Source organism: Cryobacterium sp. TMB3-10 (genome assembly GCF_004402305.1).
Lineage (GTDB): Bacteria > Actinomycetota > Actinomycetes > Actinomycetales > Microbacteriaceae > Cryobacterium > Cryobacterium zongtaii.
In genome coordinates, this window is record NZ_SOGH01000028.1 from 71,020 (window position 1) to 89,502 (window position 18,483).

The window sequence follows — 18,483 nt, forward strand, 5'->3', positions numbered from 1 at the left end:
GCCGGCCGGCTTCTAACCGGCGGTGCTGTTGGCGTCGGCCGACTCCTGCACGAACTCGGTGAGGGTGGCCTCGAGGGTGGCATAGGCGGAGGCGTATGCGGCATCCTCGTCGCCCGCCGCAATGGCCGCGGCCAGGTCGTTGTGCCGATGGGCGGATGCCGGGGTGTACTCGGTGATCGTGAAGCGCTTCTCCTGCTCCCGGGTGCGCAAGAGGGCCGCCACGGTGCTCGCGAAGTGACCCATCACCGCGTTACCCGAGCCCTGCAGGATCAGGGTGTGGAACTCGACGTCGGCCTCGAGGAAACGCCGGCCGTCTTGCGCCTGGTCGGCCTGCACCATGACGGCCGCGGCCCGGGCGACGGCCTCCCGTTCCTCGGGCGCCATCCGTCGGGCGCTCAGCCGTGCGGCCACGGGTTCGATGCCCAGGCGTACCTCGAGCATCTCGCGCATCTGGGCGAAGTAGTCGCCCTGGCCGCGCCACTGGATGATCTGCGGGCTGAACAGGTCCCACGACCGACGGGCGAGCACCTGGGTGCCCACCCGCTGGCGGGGCTCCACCATGCCCACCGACTGCAAGACCCGCAGGGCCTCCCGCAGCACGGAGCGCGACACGGCGAAGCGTTCGCTCAGCGTGTCAAGATTGAGGATGTCGCCCGTCTGGTAGGTGCCGTCGACGATCTCCTGACCGAGCGCGTTCACCACCCGGGCGTGCAATCCCCGGTCCCGCCACGTTTCTTCGGCTATTGCAGTCACTGTCACACCCTCACTCCCCCGACGCGACCTCGTCGCACCGATCTGTTCCAGCCTGCGTCATCGCACTCTGCCCGTACGGTGTTGTTGACCAGATCACCGTCGTTGTGTAACACTTCATAAATCCGATTAATCAGATTAATCAGATTACGTACTTCCTCCTTCACTATGCCGCATCCGGCGACATGAGGGAGACGTGCGTGTTCACCACATGACGAAGGGGTCGCAGGGACGCGGCCTCGGAACGGATTCTCGAGATGAATGTGACCCGCGCGATTCAGGCGGTGGAACCAGTGGTTCCCGCCGGCAGCACCCTGCAACTCATTCTCGCGGCGATCATCGGCGTCGCCGTGATCATCGTCTTGATCACCTGGCTCAAGGTGCACCCGTTCCTGGCCCTCTCCATCGGCGCCGTCGGCGTGGGCGTAGGCGCCGGCATGGCCCCCAACGCCGCGGTCACCAGCTTCGGTGCGGGCTTCGGCTCCACCATGGCCGGCGTGGGCGTGCTCGTGGGCTTCGGCGCCATGTTCGGCAAGCTGCTGGCCGACTCCGGCGGAGCGGACCGCATCGTCGACGCGCTGGTCAGCCGCTCGAGCGTGCGCACCCTGCCGTGGACCATGGCCCTGATCGGTGGCCTCATCGGCCTGCCGATGTTCTTCGAGGTCGGCCTCGTGCTGCTGATCCCCGTGATCATCCTGGTCGCCCGGCGCAGTGGCCAGTCGCTCATCCGCATCGCCATCCCGGCGCTGGCCGGCCTGTCGGTCATGCACGGCCTGGTGCCGCCGCACCCCGGACCGCTCGTGGCCGTCACCACCCTGAACGCCAATCTCGGCCTCACCCTGGCCATCGGCGTGCTCATCGCCATTCCCACGGTGATCATCTCCGGCCCGCTATTCAGCAAGTTCGCTGCCCGCTGGGTCAAGGTACCCGTTCCCGAGATGTTCATCACCGCCGCCGACCAGGGCCTCGAGGAGAACGTCAAGCGCCCGAGCTTCATCGCCACCGTCTCGGGCATCCTGCTGCCGGTAGTGCTGATGCTCGCCCGCTCGATCGCCGACGCCATCAACCCCAACTCCACTGACCCGCTCAACGCCGCCCTGGACTTCCTCGGCACCCCGATGATCGCGCTCGGCATCGCCGTGATCTACGCCATGATCGTGTTCGGTCGCGGCGGCGGCATGGACCGCGCTGCGGTCTCGAAGTCGCTCGCTGACTCGCTTCCCCCGATCGCCGGCATCCTGCTCATCGTCGGCGCCGGCGGTGGGTTCAAGCAGGTACTCATCGACACCGGCATCGGAACCGTCATCGCCGACGCGGTGAACGGGTCGAGCGTTTCGGTGCTGCTGCTGGCCTGGGTCGTCGCCGCGCTGGTGCGCGTTGCCACCGGCTCGGCCACCGTCGCCACGGTCACGGCCGCCGGCATCCTCGCCCCGGTCGCCGCGAGCCTGAGTTCCACCGATGTGTCGCTCATGGTGCTCGCCATCGGCGCCGGTTCGCTGTTCCTCTCGCACGTCAACGACGCGGGCTTCTGGCTGGTCAAGGAGTACCTCGGTACCAGCGTTCCGCAGACCCTGAAGACCTGGACGGTCATGGAGTGCCTTATCTCCGTCACCGGCCTGGCCGGCGTCCTCCTCCTGAACGTCGTGATCTAGCCATGTTCGAGAATCAGCAACCCGTGCTCGTGATCATGGGAATCTCCGGATCCGGCAAGTCCACCGTGGCGGGAATCCTCGCCGGCCAGCTCGGCTGGGACCTCGAAGAGGGCGACGACCTGCACCCGCAGGAGAACATCGACAAGATGTCCTCTGGCGAGCCTCTCAACGATGAAGACCGCGCGCCGTGGCTCGACACGATCTCCTCGTGGATCATCGAGCACTCCATGGCGGGCGTGCCCGGCATCATCACCTGTTCGGCGCTCAAGCGCCGCTACCGCGACGTGCTGCGCGAGCACAACGTGATCTTTGTGCACCTGAGCGGGTCGAAAGACCTGATCGGGCGCCGCCTGGCCACCCGGCACGACCACTACATGCCCACCTCGCTGCTCGACTCGCAGGTGGACGCGCTCGAGCCGCCGGAGCCCGACGAGAACGCGATCACCATCGATGCCGGCCGGAAGCCCGCCGAGGAGGCCGCCGAGATCGTGCGCCGCCTGGGCCTCACGCCGAGCCCCGGTTCGTCGGCCCTGGGCGCCCCCGACCCCGGCCAGTCCTCGGTCGCCCGCTAGTCCAGCGCCACATCAGTGCCCGATTCGGACACCGGGAACAGTTGTCTGCTGGTGCGGGTGCGGTCAGGGTGGATGCGCAGCGCGTCAGGTCAGGTCGGGATGCCCCGCGGGCAGCGCGTGCCGCTGGCCGGCGGCGTGCAGCTTGCGGTTCTTGCTCTCCCAGTCGCCCAGCGCCTGGCGAATCGATCCCAGCGCCCGGGTCTCGGGGCAGGCGGCGGCCGACCTGCCGCATCCGCAGTGCCGTGGGTCGGCGGGCGTCACCCGATGCAGGCTGTCGATCTCCCAGAGCACGGCCATGGCCGCATCCGTTCGGCGCTGGCCGAGCTCGGCCTTGCGCTCGGCGCGCTTGAGCACCTCGGTCTCGAGCAGGCCGCGCAGGCCCGCGTCGGGCCCGCGGTCGAAGCGGCCGGCCACGATGCCGGTGAGGTCGGCGACCTGGGCGGCCAACGCCGCAATCTCGGCGTCCCGCTCGGCGATCGTCGCGGTGGTCGTCGCGTCAAGCTCCTGAAGGGTCTCTTGCTGCGCGGCGAACTGCCCCAGCCACAGTTTGATGTGGTCGGCGTCGCGCTGCTCGGCCTTTTCGGGCCCGAGGTGGCGCAGGCAATGGCCGCACACGACCTGGTCGGTCGCCGAGGTGAAGTGGAACGGCTGCAGCGACTGGCAGCAGAAGCACTGCGCCAGCACGTTCACATACAGCGGATACGAGTGGGCCACGGGCTCTCCAGTGTCGAGGTGCTGACACCGAGCCTAGCCGGGCGATCCCTCTCGCGAGAGCGGTCGAACGGTCACCTCCGCGGCCACACGCAGCCACGCGGCCGCTCTCGCGGCAGGCAAGGCAGCCAGGCACGGCAGGCCCGGCTCAGAGCAGGCCCGCCCGCTGCGCCAACCCGCGCACGTACGCGGCCTGGCCGGCGTGCTGCAGATCGTCGGCGATCACGCTGACCAGCCGCACCGCCAGGGTCACCGGCGGGGTCCAGCGGGTGTCGACGATACGACTGAAATCGTCCTCGTGCAGGGTGGCCAGGTAGCCGAGGGTGCGTTCGTGCACCGCGTCGAAGTAACCCTGCAGCAGGTCAGCACCGGCCCGCACCGCGGCCACCTCGGTCGAACCCTGGCCGTAGCCGGTCGCCGTCGGCGCGAAGGGAAGGTTGAACCGTTTCTGCCAGCCCGCCGACGTCCACAGTTGGGGCTCGCCCATGAGATCGGCCACGTGGTTGTCTTGCACCCGGGTGAGGTGCCAGACCAGCCACGCGATGGTGTTCGCCTCGTGGTCGGCCCGGTACCCCAGCAGCTCGGGGCCGGCTCCGACGAGGGCGGCGTGCACAGCTCCCTGCACACGGCCGAACGCATCCGTGATCAGGTCGGTCGACAGCATCCGGTACCTCCTGTGGGTCGACGACCGGCCCACCCGAGGACCCGTTCACGCGCCACCCTAGCCCGCTGTGGTGATCCGGCAAGTGTCTCGTATCCGAGACACCAAGTCGGCTGAACCCCGTGCGCCGAGGACCGGGCAGGAGTCAGATGGACACATGCACACCGTCGACACCGTCCTGCCCGCCACCAACATCACCCCGGCCCCCGTCACAGTGGGCACCGGCCCGGTCTCCGTGGCGGATGTCGTGGCCGTCGCCCGCCACGACGCCCCGGTGCTGCTCGGCGATGACGCCCGCGCCGCCGTGGCCGCCAGCCGGGCCACCATCGAGGTGCTCGCCACCGACACGGCGCCGCACTACGGCATCTCCACGGGCTTCGGCGCCCTGGCCACCACCTTCATCGACGCCGCCGATCGCACCCGGCTGCAGCAGAGCCTGGTGCGCTCACACGCGGCCGGCTCCGGCCCCGAGGTGGAACGGGAGACCGTGCGCGCCCTGATGTTGTTGCGCCTGTCCACCCTGCTCACCGGGCGCACCGGCATCCGTCTGTCGACCGCGGAGGCGTATGCCGGCCTGCTCAACGCCGGCATCACCCCGATCGTGCGCGAATACGGCTCGCTCGGCTGCTCGGGCGACCTGGCCCCGCTGGCGCACTGCGCCCTGACGCTGATGGGCGAGGGCACCGTGCGCGACCGCGCCGGTACTGAGCTGCCCGCCGCCGACGCCCTGGCCGCCGCCGGCCTCGAGCCGGTGCTCCTGGCCGAGAAGGAGGGCCTGGCCCTGATCAACGGCACGGATGGCATGCTCGGCCAGCTCAGCCTGGCCCTGCACGACCTGCAGACCCTGTTCTCCACCGCCGACGTGGCCGCCGCGATGAGCATCGAGGCCCTGCTCGGCTCCGACGCCGTCTTCGCCGCCGACCTCGCCGGCCTCCGCCCACAGCTGGGCCAGCAGGCCTCCGCCGAGAACCTCCGCCACCTGCTCGCCGGCTCGCCGATCGTGGCCAGCCACCAGACTCCGGAGTGCACCCGGGTGCAGGACGCGTACTCGCTGCGCTGCGCCCCGCAGGTGCACGGCGCCGCCCGGGACACCGTTGAGCACGCGGGCCGCATCGCCGACCGCGAACTGGCCTCAGCGATCGACAACCCCGTCGTCACTCTCGACGGCCGGGTCGAGTCCAACGGCAACTTCCACGGCGCCCCGGTCGCCTACGTGCTCGACTTCCTCGCCATCGCCGTCGCGGACGTGGCGAGCATGTCCGAGCGCCGCACCGACCGGATGCTCGATCCGGCCCGCAACAACGGTCTCCCGGCCTTCCTCGCCCACGACGTGGGGGTCGACTCCGGCCTGATGATCGCCCAGTACACCGCCGCCGGCATCGTCTCCGAGCTCAAGCGCCTCGCCGTGCCGGCCTCGGTCGACTCGATCCCCTCCTCGGCCATGCAGGAGGACCACGTATCCATGGGCTGGCACGCCGCCCGCAAGCTCCGCACCGGCATCGACGGCCTCGCCCGGGTGCTCGGCATCGAGATCATGACCGCGAGCCGCGCCCTCGACCTGCGCGCGCCGCTGAAGCCCGGGCCCGCGACCGGTGCCGTGCTGGCCGAGGTGCGCCGGGGCGTTGCCGGCCCCGGCCCCGACCGGTTCCTCTCCCCCGAAATCGAGTCGGTCGCCGCATCCGCACGCAGCGGCGCCCTACTCGACGCCGCCCAGACCATGACCGGCTCGCTGTACTAACCGCATCCGCACGCTCAGCTCTCGAGAAAGCAGACCCGCTCATGACCGACCTGACCGACAGCACGGCGCCAGCAGCCGCGGATGCGCCGCCCACCGACCCGCACGCCCCGCGCGTCGTGCGCGCCGCCCGCGGCAACACCCTCACCGCCAAGAGCTGGCAGACCGAGGGCCCGCTGCGGATGCTGATGAACAACCTCGACCCCGAGGTCGCCGAGCACCCGGAGAAGCTGGTGGTCTACGGCGGCACCGGCAAGGCTGCCCGCAACTGGGCGGCGTATGACGCCATCGTGCGCACCCTCACCACGCTGGAGAAGGATGAGACCCTGCTCGTGCAGTCGGGCAAGCCGGTGGGCGTGTTCCGTACCCACGAGTGGGCGCCCCGGGTGCTGATCGCCAACTCCAACCTCGTCGGCGATTGGGCCACCTGGCCGGAGTTCCGCAGGCTCGAGGCCCTGGGCCTCACCATGTACGGCCAGATGACCGCCGGATCCTGGATCTACATCGGCACCCAGGGCATCCTGCAGGGCACTTACGAGACCTTCGCCGCCGTGGCCGCCAAGAGGTTCAACGGCACCCTGGCCGGCACCCTCACCCTCACCGGCGGCGCCGGCGGCATGGGCGGCGCCCAGCCGATGGCGGTCACCCTCAACGAGGGCGTCGTGCTCATCGTCGACGTCGACCCGTCCCGGCTCGAGCGCCGGGTCGAGCGCGGCTACCTCGACGAGATGACCGACGACATCGACGACGCCATCGCCCGGGTGCTGGCGGCGAAGGCCGATCGCCGGCCACTGTCGGTGGGCCTGGTCGGCAACGCCGCCACGGTGTTCGCCGAGCTCCGCGCCCGCGAGGTAGCCATCGATATCGTCACCGACCAGACCAGCGCACACGACCCGCTCGCGTACCTGCCCGAGGGCGTCAGCGTCGCCGACTGGCACGCCTACGCCGCCGACAAACCCGAAGAGTTCACCGACCGGGCCCGCGCCGCGATGGCCAAGCAGGTGCAGGCGATGGTCGATTTTCAGGATGCCGGAGCCGAGGTCTTCGACTATGGCAACTCCATCCGCGCCGAGGCGCTGCTCGGTGGCTGCGAGCGGGCGTTCGAGTTCCCCGGCTTCGTGCCCGCCTACATCCGGCCGCTCTTCGCCGAGGGCAAGGGCCCGTTTCGCTGGGCGGCGCTCTCCGGCGACCCGGCCGACATCGCGGCCACCGACAAGGCGATCGTGGACCTGTTTCCGCACGACGAGCACCTGCGTCGCTGGATCACCGCCGCCGGCGAGAAGGTGCGCTTCGAGGGCCTGCCCGCCCGCATCTGTTGGCTCGGCTACCAGGAACGCCACCTGGCCGGCCTCAAGTTCAATCAGATGGTCGCCTCCGGCGAACTCTCCGCCCCGATCGTGATCGGCCGTGATCACCTCGATTCCGGCTCGGTCGCCTCGCCCTACCGGGAGACCGAGGCCATGAAAGACGGCTCAGACGCCATCGCCGACTGGCCGCTGCTGAACGCCCTGCTGAACACCGCGTCCGGCGCCACCTGGGTCTCGATCCACCACGGCGGCGGGGTCGGCATCGGCCGCAGCATCCACGCCGGCCAGGTGATCGTGGCCGACGGCACCCCGCTGGCCGCCGAGAAGATCGAACGGGTACTCACCAACGACCCGGGCACCGGCGTCATGCGCCACGTCGACGCCGGCTACGAACGCGCCGAAGAGGTGGCCCGCGAACGCGGCCTGCGGGTGCCGATGTGGGAGACGGATGCGCCCGCCGGCTCGGTCGCGGATGCGCCGCATGCCTGACCTCATCGCGCACGGCCTGCTGGCCGGCCTCGACGAGATCGCCGACACCGGCAGGGACCGGCGTGCCGCCGGCTACTCCCGGCACCTCTGGGAGCCGGCCGAACACGAGCTGCGGGCCTGGTTCACCGAACGTGCCGAGCGGCTCGGGCTGGCTGTGGAGACAGACCGCAACGGCAACACCTGGGCGTGGTGGGGCGAACCTGGCGCGGATGCCGTGGTGGTCGGCAGCCACCTCGACTCGGTGCCCGGCGGCGGCGCCTACGACGGCCCGCTCGGCGTGGTCTCCGCCCTCGACGCCGTCGCCCGACTGCAGGCCGCCGGTTTCGTGCCGAGCCGGCCCTGCGCCGTGCTGGTGTTCGCCGAGGAGGAGGGCTCGAGATTCGGGGTGGCCTGCCTCGGTTCCCGGCTGCTCTCCGGCGCGATCGACGCCGATACGGCCCGTGCCCTGACCGATCGGGCGGGAATCACCCTCGCCGAGGCGGCGAAAACGGCCGGGCTCAACCCTGCACACATGGGCCGAGACCAGGCCGCCCTCGACCGCATCGGTATATTCCTGGAACTGCATGTAGAGCAGGGCCGGCGCCTGATCGACCTCGGTGAACCCGTCGCGGTGGCCTCCTCCATCCTCGCCCACGGGCGCTGGCGGCTGAGTTTCACCGGCCAGGGCAACCATGCCGGCGCCACCCCGATGACCGGCCGCCGCGACCCCATGGTGGCCGCGGCACACGCCATCGTCGCGGTGCAGAAGGCCGCCCTGGCCAACCCGGGGGCCCGAGCCACCGTCGGCCGCATCGAGGCGATACCCGGCGGCACCAACGTGATCCCCTCCGCCGTCACCGCCTGGCTGGACGCCCGCGCGGACACCGACGACCAGGCCCGCGCCGTGGTCGCCGACATCACCGCCCGGCTGCAGGCCCCGCACTCCGGCTGCGCCGCGACCGTGGTCGAGGAGTCCTGGACCGGCACCGTCACCTTCGACCCGGAGCTGGCCGCCCGCCTGGCCCTCGCGCTCGGCGGCGTGCCCGCGCTGGCCACGGGAGCCGGCCACGACGCCGGAGTGCTCGCCGCCCGGCTGCCCACCGCGATGCTGTTCGTGCGCAACCCCACCGGCATCTCGCACTCCCCCGAGGAATTCGCCACCCTGGCGGATTGCCTCGCCGGCGTCGAAGCCCTCGACACCCTGCTGCGGGAGCTGCTGTGACCCCGCCCCCGGCGAGCAGCCCGCTGCCGAGAGTCGCCACCTACTGGTGCGAGGCGCTGCTGGCCGACGGCGTCGCGGTCGCCGGCGTGCGCCTGTCCGCCGGCATCGACGGGCGCCTGACCGACCGCGCCGATGGTGTTCCGGTCGAGCCCGGCGACATCCGCCTCGGCACTGTTCTGCCCGGCCTGGCCAACGCGCACTCGCACGCCTTCCACCGGGCACTCCGCGGCCGCACCCACGACCAGGGCGGCAATTTCTGGCACTGGCGTGAGTCCATGTACGCCATGGCGCAGGCACTCACCCCCGAGCGCTATCTGCGGCTGGCGCGGGCCGTTTTCGCCGAGATGCTGGTCAGCGGCTACACCGCCGTCGGCGAATTCCACTACCTGCACCACCAGTCGGGCGGCGCGCCGTACCCGCAGGCCCACGCCATGGAGCTCGCGCTGGCGACCGCGGCCCGCGAGGTGGGCATCCGCTTGGTGCTGCTGGACACCAGCTACCTGGCCGGCGGTATCCATACCCCGTTGCGGCCCGAGCAACGCGCCTTCGGCGACGGTTCGGCCGCCGGTTGGCTGGCCCGCTGGGCGCGTCTGCGCGAGACTCTCGACGCGGATGCCGCCGCCCGGCCGGCCGAACCGGCCCTGGTCAGCCTCGGTGCCGCGCTGCACTCCGTGCGGGCGGTCCCGACGGAGGCCATGCGCGAGATCCTCGCCGGGTTGCCGGCCGACGTTCCGCTGCACATCCACCTCTCCGAGCAGGTGCAAGAGAACGCTGACTGCCTGGCCGCCTACGGGGTCACGCCGACCGGACTGCTCGACGGCCTCGGCGCGCTCACACCACGGTTGAGCGTGGTGCACGCCACCCACCTCAGCGACGACGACGTGCGCCTACTCGGCACCAACGGTGTCACCGTATCGATGTGCCCGAGCACCGAGGCCGACCTCGGCGACGGCATCGGTTCGGCCCGGGCCCTGGCCGACGCGGGCTCACCGGTCGCCCTGGGCTCCGACCAGAACGCCGTGATCGACCCGTTCCTGGAGCTGCGCGGCCTGGAGATGGGCGAACGCCTGGCCTCCGGTTGTCGCGGCCGGTTCACCCCGGCGGAGCTGCTGCAGGCCGCCGGCACCGACGGTTACGCCGCCCTCGGCCTCGGTCGCGCGCGCCTGGTCCCGGGTGACCCGGCCGACCTGGTCGAGGTCGATGCGCGCAGCATCCGCACCGTCGGTGCCCGGCTCGACCAGCTCGTGCTCGCCGCCACGGCGAGCGACGTGCGGCGGGTGATCGTGGCCGGCCGCATCGTCGCCGACAGTGGCCGCTTGGTGGGCACCGCCGCGGCCGCCCTCGCCCTCGACGGGTCGCCCGCGGCGCTCCTCGGCGAGGTGCTCGACGCCCTCGATCCCTTCGACGCCCTCAGCTCCCCCGACACAGGCAGCTTCCCCGCCGCCCCGAGCCCCGCATGACCACCCGCGCCCGGCTCTTCTGTGCCCCATGCGGACAATTGTTACCGGCGCACCGGCCACAATTGTCCGGAACAGGAACAGTTGCATCGGGCCGGATGCCCGGGCCGCGGTCCGCCGAGAAATCCCGCCTCGCTCAGCCCGACCCGACTCCCACCGTTCTACACCCGACCGGAAGGCCCGACGATGACCGCCGAACTGATCACCGGGATCGCAGAGCTCACCACCCAAGCCGCCGAGTCCAGCCAAGACAGTCATGACGACAACAGGCTGGCGGATGCCGCGCTCGTGATCGAGAACGGCCGGATCGCCTGGATCGGGCCGGCCGCCGACGCGCCCGCCGCCGACAGCGAGGTGAATGTGCACGGCCGGGCGGTGCTCCCCGGTTGGGTCGACACCCACACCCACCTGGTTTTCGCCGGTGACCGGGCTGCCGAGTTCGAGGCCCGCATGGCCGGGCAGAGATATGCAGCCGGCGGCATTGCCACCACGGTGGCCGCCACCCGGGCGGCGAGCGAGGCCGATCTGGTCGCCAATGCCCGCCGCCTCCGCCGGGAGGCCGCTGCCTCGGGCACCACCTTCCTGGAGACCAAGACCGGCTACGGCCTCGACCTGGCCAGCGAACTCCGCGGGGCCAGGGCGGCGGCCGAGGTCGCCGACGTCGTCACCTTCCTCGGCGCCCACCTCGTGCCGCCGGGCATCGATCGGCGCGACTACCTCGACCTGGTGACCGGTCCGATGGTTCAGGCGGTGGCCCCGCACGTCGACTTCATCGACGCGTTCTGCGAGACCGGGGCGTTCGACGTCGACGAGTGCCGCGAGGTGCTGCTCGCCGGCCGGGCCGCCGGGTTGGGCCTCCGCCTGCACGGCAACCAGCTCGGCGCCGGCGGTGGCGTGCGGCTCGCCGTGGAGCTCGGCTGCGCCAGCGTGGACCACTGCAACCACCTCGACGACGCCGACATCGACGCCCTGGCCGGCTCCGACACCGTGGCCACCCTGCTTCCGGCCTGCGACCTGTCCACCCGGCAGCCGTTCCCGCCCGCCCGACGGCTGCTCGATGCGGGCGCGCACATCGCACTGGCCAGCAACTGCAACCCGGGCACCTCGTACACCACGTCGATGCCGTTCTGCGTGGCCACGGCGGTGCTGCAGATGGGCCTGACCGTGCGCGAGGCGGTGTGGGCGGCCACCCGCGGCGCGGCGCGGGCGGTCGGCCGTGAGCACGGGCCGGATGCCGTGGGCTCGCTCCGCATCGGCGGCCGCGCCGATCTGCAGGTGCTGGATGCCCCGTCGGTGGCACATCTGGCCTACCGGCCGGGGGTACCGCTCTGCGTCGCCACCTGGACCGAGGGTGTGCGCGCCCACCCCCGCGTAAGCCGCGACTTGAGCACCTGAAACCGGGAGTCTTGGTGATTAAGTCACAGTTCGCGAGTTAGGAGACCGGCCAGCCGTGCCGGGCGAGGGCCTCCCGGGCCAACGCGCGCGCCGAGTACGGTGTGCGCACTCCTCGAATATCGCGGTAGTCCTGGTGGCCGGGTCCGGCCCAGAGGATGGCATCGCCGTCCCTGGCCAGGTCGACCGCGTAGTCGATCGCGGCCTCCGGCGGTGAGACCTCCACGATCTGCTTGGTGGGGAAGGCTTCCCTGGCGGCGTCCACGAGCATCCGTCGGATGCTGGCCGGGTCTTCGAAGCGGGGGTGATGGTCGGTGATGACCACGATGTCGGAGCCGGCCGCCGCGACGCGCGCCATTTCGGGGCGCTTGACCGGGTCCCGGTCGCCGTCGGCGCCGAAGAGCATGATGACCCGGCCCGTGGTGACGGCCTTGACCGCACGCAGGGTCTTCTCGAACGCGTCGGAGCTGTGGCCGAAGTCCACGTAGACGCGCGGGCCGGTCGGACCGGACACGCTCTCGGTGCGGCCGGGGATGTACACCTCGATGCCGTCCTGCAGCGCCGCCTGTACCCGGGCGGCGTCGTAGCCGGCCTCGACGATCATCGCCACGGCCAGCCCGGCGTCCGCGACGAGGTGGTCGCCCAGCAGCGCGACCGTCGTTTCGACGAACTCGCCGGCCCGGTTCTGCACCCGGAACCGGGTGGCCTCCGGCAGGGCCTCGAGGATCTCCAGGCGCCAATCCGGGTCGGTCTTGGCATCCGCCGAGATCGAGGTCACCGGGATCTTCGGCTCGGACAGCAGCTTGAGGCCCCAGGGGGTCTCCATGCTCACGACGCCTCTGCGGGCGCGGTCCGGCCGGAACAGAAGCTCCTTGGCGTCGAAGTAGTTCTCCATGGTGCCGTAGTCGTCGAGGTGGTCGATCGAGAGGTTGGTGAAGCCGGCGACGTCGAAGACGATGCCGTCGACCCTGCCGTGGGTCAGGCCCTGGGCGCTGACTTCGAGCACCACGGCCTCCACCTGCTTTTCCTTCATGCGGGCGAGGAGAGCGTGCACGTCGGTGGCCTCTGGGGTGGTGAGCCTGGAGACGAAGACCTCGCCCGCGATGTGGCGTTCGGCCGTGGTGGACAGGCCGGTGACCAGGCCCATCTGGCGCAGCACGGCCTCGAGCACGTAGGCGGTGGTGGTCTTGCCGTTGGTTCCGGTGATGCCGAAGATCGTGGGGGCGCTGTCGGCGGTGCCGTAGATGAAGGCGCTGAGGTCGCCCAGGCGACCGCGCAGGTTGTCGCTCACGAGAACGGGCACGCCGGCGGCACGCGCCTCGGCCTCGCCGTCTGCATCGGTGAGCACGGCGACCGCGCCGGCCTGCACCGCGCCGTCGGTGTACGCGGCGCCGTGGCCGTTCTTGCCGGGCAGGGCCACAAAAAGGTCGCCCGGCTGCACCGACTGGGTGGAGAGGGCGATGCCCGTCACGATTGTGCCCGCGTCGGCCGGGGCGCACGAGGTGTCGGCCCGAACGGCAACATCCGCCAAGCGAACCCGCGGCGGGCTGCTCGGTCTAACGACGGGTGGGGTACTTTCGATTGCCAAAACAGGTGCCTCCGGATTCACCCCCCGAATGAGGGCAGAATATTACCGTAGGCTCCCGTTCTGCAAGGGACCTGCGATAGCGGCCCGTTCTGGCACACTCATGTCAATTGCATAGAAAGCGGCGCAGCGCGGGCCCGTCTCGGGTTGCCCCGCGACCTCAGCTCAGGATGTCCTTGGTGGCGAATCGGCCGTAGGCGAGCGCCCCGAAGACCAGCAGATAGCCGCCCTGCAGCAACGCGTTGGCGCCGAACGAGGTGAAATCGATCGGTTGCCGCAGCAGGTCGGCGAAGTCGAGCCAGTAGTGGCTGAACAGCCACGGATGCAGCCAGTCCAGTTGCGGCAGAGAGTCGAGCACTTGCGCCAGGACCGAGAGCACGATGGTGGCGGCCATCGCCCCGACGGGCACCACGGTGAGGGTGGAGAGGAACAGCCCGATGGCCGAGAGGCCGAGCAGTGAGACCGTGACGTAGCCGGCGATGAGTAGGGCCCGCAGGAATGACTCGGCCAGGCTGATGGTATCTCCGGAGAGCAGGGTCAGCGGGCCGACCGGGAACAGTGCCAGCCCGGCGAGCACCCCGGCGGTGACGACGGTGAGCGTTGCCGCGAGGCAGAACACCGCGGCGCCGATGTACTTCACCACGAGCAACCAGACCCGTCCGGCCGGGGCCGCGAGCAGGTAGCGCAGGGTGCCCAGGCCGGCCTCGCCAGCGATGGTGTCGCCCGCGACGACGCCCACGGTGAGCGGCAGGAACAGCGGGATCGACACGATGAGTCCGGTCACGGCGACGAACAGGCCGTTCTGGGTGACCTGGTCGAGGAACGGCGGACCGCGGCCGGGGGTCGGCTCCTGCGAGGAGAGCCGCACGGCGACGGCGATGAGCACCGGCACCGCGGCCAACGCGAGCAGCAGCGCCCAGGTGCGGCGGCGGCGGAAGAGCACCGTCAGTTCGGAGACCAGCAGCGCCCAGGCGCCGCCGGGTCGAGCCGTCGCCGAGGATGCCGCTGGCCCACTCTCTGGCGACGTTCTGTCGGACACCGACCTATCGGACACCGTCTTATGGGACACCGTCTTATCGGACAACGTCGAACCCCTCTCCGGTGAGAGCCACGAAGCGGTCCTCGAGGCTGGTGTCCTGCAGGTGGAAGCCACGCACCCGCACCCCGCCGGCGACGAGCGCCGCGACGAGGTCTTCCTCTGCGAGGTGTCCGCCTGCGGGCACCTCGAGGGGGGCGCTCACCCAGTGGTCGGCGGGCCGGTTCGAGGAACCGCCGGCGGAGGAGAAACTCTCGGCGCCGCGCTCGTCCGGCGGGGACTCCAGCTCGGCCACCAGTCCGGCGGCGGCCAGCACCCGGATCGCCGCCGCGGCATCCGGGGTTCGCACCCGCACCCTGGCTGCACCGGCGCGCAGCTCGTCGAGGGTGCCCTGGGACACCAGGCGTCCGGCGCTCATGATGGCCGCGTGCGTGCACATGTGCTCCACCTCGGCGAGCAGATGGCTGGACACGAAGACCGTGGTCCCCTCGCCGGCCAGGGATCGCACCAGGGCGCGCACCTCGCGGGTGCCCTGCGGGTCGAGTCCGTTGGTCGGTTCGTCCAGCACGAGCAGTCGGCGCGGCATCAGCAGGGCGTTGGCGATGCCCAGGCGCTGCTTCATACCCAGCGAGTACGCCGACACCTTCTTGCCCGCCGCGTTCGACAAGCCCACCCGGTCCAGCGCGCGGTCCACCCGGGCCCGGCGGCTGCGGCCGGGCGCGGCGCGGTCGGCGGAGTCGAGCCGGCGCAGGTTGGCGGCGCCGGAGAGGAACGGGTAGAACGCGGGGCCCTCCACCAGGGCGCCCACCTGCGGCAGCACCCTGGCCAGGCGGCCCGGCATCGACTCACCGAGCAGGCTGACCTCGCCGCTGGTGGCCGCGGCGAGACCGAGCATCACCCGGATACTGGTGGTCTTGCCCGACCCGTTCGGGCCGAGGAAGCCGAACACCGAGCCCATCGGCACGGCAAGGTCGATGGCGTCCACGGCGATCTGGCGGCCGAACCGCTTGGTAAGAGCCCGGGTCTCGATGGCCAGGTCGCCGGCCCGGGCGGCGATGGTCACTCCTGGGCTGCGGCGGCCTGCAGCCGCTCCACAGGGACGGAACCGGCGAAGACCCGGCCGTCGTCCGTGATCAGCACGCTCATGAGGGTGGTGCTCAGGGCCCGGCCGCCGTCAACGGCGTCGGTGAGCTGGCTGTACAGGGGTGAGGCGGTGAGTTCGGCCATGGCCGCGGCATCCGCGCCGGCCGGCACAGACACGACGGCGTCCCAGCCGGAGCCCGTGACGGTCACGCCGCTGGTCTCACCCTCGGGGTGGCCGGCCGCGTCCTTGGCGGGCAGGGTCTCCTCGGTGACCGTGGCTCCGGCCGGCGCGGTGAAGACGAACAGGTCGGCGGGCGGGGCGTCGAAGCTGAGCGAGGTGAAGGCCACGCTGATCACGGGCTCCGCTGCCTCCTGCGCCTCGACCTGCACGCGCAGCGGCAGCCCGGTCTCGGAGTCGACAGCGATCGAGACGGATCCCACCAGGGTGTCGTCGGTGTTCGGGGTGAGCACCAGCTCGTACGCGGTGCGACCGGCCACCTCGGTGTTCTCACCCAGGGTCATCTCGGTGCTTGGCGCCACCTCGGCGAGGAACGTGTCGGCCATCTCGCTCGGCGTGTTACCCGGCGCCGACCGGTCACCCGTGTCGGCCGGCAGGGTCGTGTGCGCGGCGGTGTTGTCGGCGGAGTCGTAGAGCCAGAGGTCGGCGCCGTTCTGAATCAGGTTGCGCTCGGACATGGTGTCCTGCACCTGTACCCGGCTCTGGTCGGGGCCGTTCTGGTAGACCCGCACGGTGTGACTGCCGGTGAGCAGGTCGAGGGCGTCGGCGAAGTCGGCGGTGGCGGCGTCCCCGGTGCTGGGGATCTCGGGCAGTCCGAGTTCCGAGGTCTGCTCGATGGTGCCGGAGAAGGTGTCGACGGTGCTGCCGGCCGCCAGTTCGAGCACGTCCTGCGGGGTCTTGTCCGGCAGGTCAACGGCCGCGCCGGCCTGCAACGGAACCGCGAGGACCCCCGCGACGATCACGGTGGGAACCGCGACGGCGGGCATCCACTTCAACCAGGTTCGGGACATGACAGAAGACCTCCAGTGTCACCACATAGAACTGCGCAATGCGTATCCCCGACACTACGCTCCGATGCTGAAAGTTCCACTCGACTTATACCCGTCGTTCAGGCTTTCCAACAGGAGTTCCGCCACGGCGCGGGCGGTTCGGGCATGCCAGGTGGGAATGGCGTCGCCCAGCGCCCAGGCCAGGGACAGACCGCACCAGGCGATGGTCCACTCCGCTAGCGTCACCGGGTCGATGCTCGCCTGGCGGCTGATGGTGTTCAGCCGCGCCGCGAGATTGTCGAGCGCGGCCGTCTCTGTCGGGTTGCAGAGGATGTTGGCGAAGTCGAAGGCGCGATGCCCGATCAGGCCCTTCGGATCGATCACCGCCCAGCGGTCGCCGAAGTCGAGCACGTTGCCGTGGTGGATGTCGCCGTGCAGCACCGCAACATCCGCCGGCGAGGTCGTGGCCAGCAGCCGTTCGGCCCGTTCGGCCGCCCGCTGCAGCACCGGGTCGTCGGACCGGGTGGTGAGCAGGACCTGGAACCAGTCGCGGAGGGCGACGAGAGGCACCTCGCTGGAGGAGGGCGGTGTGTGCTCGTGCAAGGTCAGCGCGGTCTGCACGAGGACGGCTGTCGCTGCCGCATCCTGACCCGCCGCCGCCATGACCGTCAGATCGCGAGAACCGGTCGCTCGCACCATCAGCGTCGCCCGGTCGGTCCGCGCCAACACCCGCGCGGCTCCATGCCCGCCCCACCACTCGAGGAGGGTGGCACCCCGAGCTTCCTCCTCCACCAGCGCGATCTTGAGCATCACGGCTTCACCCCCGCGGGTACCGGGCATGAGCTCGCTCGACGGTGTCGAGAACCCCGTCCCCACGGGCGTCACACCCCACGCGGTCAGCCGCGCGCGCATCTCGGCCGAGGGCTCGTTCATCCGCTCAGGCTACCCGCGCAACCCGGGGCGAGCAGCACTCAGATCAGGCCGTGGCGGCGGAACGCGTTCCAGACGCCGTCGTCGAGGACCGAGGTGGTGACCTCGTCGGCGTGCGCCTTGACCGTGTCGGTGGCGTTGCCCATGGCGATGCCGACGCCGCAGACCTGCAGCATCTCGATGTCGTTGGTGCTGTCGCCGATGCCGATGGCGGATGCCGCGTCGATGCCGAGCCTGTCGAGCAGCTGCAGGAGGGTCGTGCCCTTGTTCACCCCGTCAAGGGTGACCTCGCCGCTGCCCCTACCCATGTGCGGGATGGTGCCGGTGATCACGTGGAAGTCGCCGCTGAGCGCTTCCGACACCCTGTCGAAGGCCGTGAGGTCGGCGGCGAGGAACACGGACTTCGCGATGCCGGTGTAACGAAGCGGTCGTACGTCGGCGAATGCCCTCAGCGCGGGGTGCTCGTCGGCGTCGGTCACGGAGGCCAGGTCAGTACGGGTTTCACCCTTTCGCTCGCTGTCGTCGTCGAGGTACGCCGCGAACCGCCCCCGGACCCCGGGGCTCGGGAAGAGCTCGTCGTAGGACTGCAGGTAGAAGTCGTACCCCGACTCCTCATAGAAGCCGACCATCCGGGCGACCGCATCCTCGGGCATCGTGCGGGAGATCACGAGCTCGTCGCCGATCTCGGCGAAACCGCCACCGGCGGTGATGGCACCGTCGAAGCCGATGTCGCGGATCGCCGCGTAGATCTCCACCGACGCCCGCCCGGTGCTCAGGTAGACCAGGTGCCCGTTGGCCCTGGCGGTCCGCACCGCCTCGATGGTGGACGGGGCGATCACTTCGCCCGAGTCGATGAGGGTGCCGTCCACGTCGAGAAAGGCGATGCGCGGGGAAATCATGTGGAGCTCCAAACG

At 70.8% G+C, this 18,483-nt stretch carries 16 protein-coding genes; 7 read left to right on the forward strand and 9 right to left on the reverse strand.

From position 1 onward, the window contains the following. Positions 1-12 precede the first annotated feature (12 nt). Entirely contained in the window at positions 13-753 is a 741-nt protein-coding gene (locus E3T22_RS14860; protein ID WP_134479608.1) for a FadR/GntR family transcriptional regulator, read from the reverse strand. A 254-nt stretch (positions 754-1,007) separates the two neighbouring features. Between E3T22_RS14860 and E3T22_RS14865 the strand changes: the two genes are divergently transcribed. Together E3T22_RS14865 and E3T22_RS14870 are read left to right on the forward strand one after the other, a co-directional pair. Further along, positions 1,008-2,402, forward strand: a complete 1,395-nt coding sequence (locus tag E3T22_RS14865; protein WP_088454826.1) for a GntP family permease — start codon at positions 1,008-1,010, stop codon at positions 2,400-2,402. Between the two features lie 2 nt (positions 2,403-2,404). Continuing rightward, positions 2,405-2,974, forward strand: coding sequence for a gluconokinase (locus E3T22_RS14870; protein WP_088454825.1), 570 nt, complete (start codon positions 2,405-2,407; stop codon positions 2,972-2,974). Positions 2,975-3,058: 84 nt separating this feature from the next. Here E3T22_RS14870 and E3T22_RS14875 read toward each other — a convergent pair whose 3' ends face one another. Together E3T22_RS14875 and E3T22_RS14880 are read right to left on the reverse strand one after the other, a co-directional pair. Beyond that, positions 3,059-3,688, reverse strand: a complete 630-nt coding sequence (locus tag E3T22_RS14875; protein WP_088454823.1) for a hypothetical protein — start codon at positions 3,686-3,688, stop codon at positions 3,059-3,061. A 145-nt stretch (positions 3,689-3,833) separates the two neighbouring features. Further along, positions 3,834-4,349, reverse strand: coding sequence for a DUF664 domain-containing protein (locus E3T22_RS14880; protein ID WP_088454822.1), 516 nt, complete (start codon positions 4,347-4,349; stop codon positions 3,834-3,836). Positions 4,350-4,503: 154 nt separating this feature from the next. Here E3T22_RS14880 and hutH point away from each other — a divergent pair, with 154 nt between their 5' ends. From hutH to hutI, 5 genes are all read left to right on the forward strand, one after another. Further along, positions 4,504-6,084: a histidine ammonia-lyase gene (gene hutH, locus E3T22_RS14885; protein ID WP_134479609.1), complete on the forward strand. Its 1,581-nt coding sequence runs from the start codon at positions 4,504-4,506 to the stop codon at positions 6,082-6,084. A 41-nt stretch (positions 6,085-6,125) separates the two neighbouring features. Further along, positions 6,126-7,877 carry a urocanate hydratase gene (gene hutU, locus E3T22_RS14890; protein ID WP_088454820.1) on the forward strand — a complete coding sequence of 584 codons (1,752 nt, stop codon included), beginning with the start codon at positions 6,126-6,128 and terminating at the stop codon, positions 7,875-7,877. Continuing rightward, on the forward strand, positions 7,870-9,078 hold the full coding sequence (locus E3T22_RS14895; protein WP_134479610.1) for an allantoate amidohydrolase: 1,209 nt from the start codon (positions 7,870-7,872) through the stop codon (positions 9,076-9,078). The genes hutU and E3T22_RS14895 overlap by 8 nt, the downstream gene beginning before the upstream one ends. After that, positions 9,075-10,538 carry a formimidoylglutamate deiminase gene (locus tag E3T22_RS14900; RefSeq protein ID WP_241983696.1) on the forward strand — a complete coding sequence of 488 codons (1,464 nt, stop codon included), beginning with the start codon at positions 9,075-9,077 and terminating at the stop codon, positions 10,536-10,538. Before E3T22_RS14895 ends, E3T22_RS14900 begins: the two co-directional genes overlap by 4 nt. Positions 10,539-10,721: 183 nt before the next feature. Then, on the forward strand, positions 10,722-11,930 hold the full coding sequence (hutI, locus tag E3T22_RS14905) for an imidazolonepropionase (RefSeq protein ID WP_134479611.1): 1,209 nt from the start codon (positions 10,722-10,724) through the stop codon (positions 11,928-11,930). Between the two features lie 37 nt (positions 11,931-11,967). Here the strand turns inward: hutI and E3T22_RS14910 are convergent, their stop codons facing one another. From E3T22_RS14910 to E3T22_RS14935, 6 genes are all read right to left on the reverse strand, one after another. Then, positions 11,968-13,398, reverse strand: a complete 1,431-nt coding sequence (locus E3T22_RS14910) for a Mur ligase family protein (protein ID WP_240632317.1) — start codon at positions 13,396-13,398, stop codon at positions 11,968-11,970. A gap of 274 nt (positions 13,399-13,672) precedes the next feature. Further along, on the reverse strand, positions 13,673-14,476 hold the full coding sequence (locus tag E3T22_RS14915) for an ABC transporter permease (RefSeq protein ID WP_241983702.1): 804 nt from the start codon (positions 14,474-14,476) through the stop codon (positions 13,673-13,675). Positions 14,477-14,585: 109 nt separating this feature from the next. Beyond that, positions 14,586-15,611 (reverse strand): ABC transporter ATP-binding protein, encoded by a 1,026-nt coding sequence (locus E3T22_RS14920; RefSeq protein WP_088454818.1) that lies wholly within the window; start codon positions 15,609-15,611, stop codon positions 14,586-14,588. Next, complete coding sequence (locus E3T22_RS14925; protein WP_174776208.1) at positions 15,608-16,660, reverse strand: sigma-E factor regulatory protein RseB domain-containing protein; 1,053 nt, start codon at positions 16,658-16,660, stop codon at positions 15,608-15,610. The genes E3T22_RS14920 and E3T22_RS14925 overlap by 4 nt, the downstream gene beginning before the upstream one ends. A gap of 54 nt (positions 16,661-16,714) precedes the next feature. Further along, complete coding sequence (locus E3T22_RS14930; protein WP_134408792.1) at positions 16,715-17,572, reverse strand: aminoglycoside phosphotransferase family protein; 858 nt, start codon at positions 17,570-17,572, stop codon at positions 16,715-16,717. 38 nt (positions 17,573-17,610) lie between these two features. Beyond that, positions 17,611-18,468, reverse strand: coding sequence for a Cof-type HAD-IIB family hydrolase (locus tag E3T22_RS14935; RefSeq protein ID WP_134479612.1), 858 nt, complete (start codon positions 18,466-18,468; stop codon positions 17,611-17,613). Positions 18,469-18,483: the final 15 nt, after the last annotated feature.